Source organism: Mesorhizobium sp. M2C.T.Ca.TU.002.02.1.1 (genome assembly GCF_003997225.1).
Window position 1 is genome coordinate 1 of the sequence record NZ_RZTO01001502.1, and the last position, 491, is coordinate 491.

1 protein-coding gene is annotated in these 491 nt (G+C 66.6%); it reads right to left on the bottom strand.

Annotated features, from left to right (window positions below; translation table 11 throughout):
• Window positions 1-79 precede the first annotated feature (79 nt).
• Window positions 80-491 (bottom strand): iron chelate uptake ABC transporter family permease subunit (locus EOD07_RS36970; protein WP_164772989.1); only part of this gene is annotated, 412 nt, incomplete at its 5' end.

Here is a 491-nt window from a genome sequence, read left to right on the forward strand (position 1 = left end):
GTTCCAGTCGAAGCGCCCAAAGCAACAGGTGCAACTGGGCATTTCGGGAGAGTAATCGCGACCCTGACCGAGGCCACGCTTAAAGCCGGTTGCGGATCAGCATGGTGACGACGAAGAACGCGCCGACCGAGCTGGTGATGATGCCGATCGGCAGTTCCTGCGGCGGCAGCAGCGTTCGGGCCAGAAGGTCGCTGGCCAGCAACAGCACCGCGCCGAACACGGCGCAGCTGGCAACCAGGCGCAGGTGCAAGGGGCCCGCCAGCGGCCGCGACAGATGCGGGATCATCAGCCCGACGAAGCCGATGACGCCGGCGACCGAGACCAGGATCGCCGTCGAGAAGGCGGCGACGAGAAAGGTCATCCTTCGCATCCGCGCCACCGGCACGCCCAGGCTTTCGGCGGCGTTTTCGCCGGCCAGGAAAGCATCGAGCCGGCGGTGGTTCCACAGCGCGTAAGCCAGGATAGTGCCCGCACCCAAAGCGCCGAGCCAG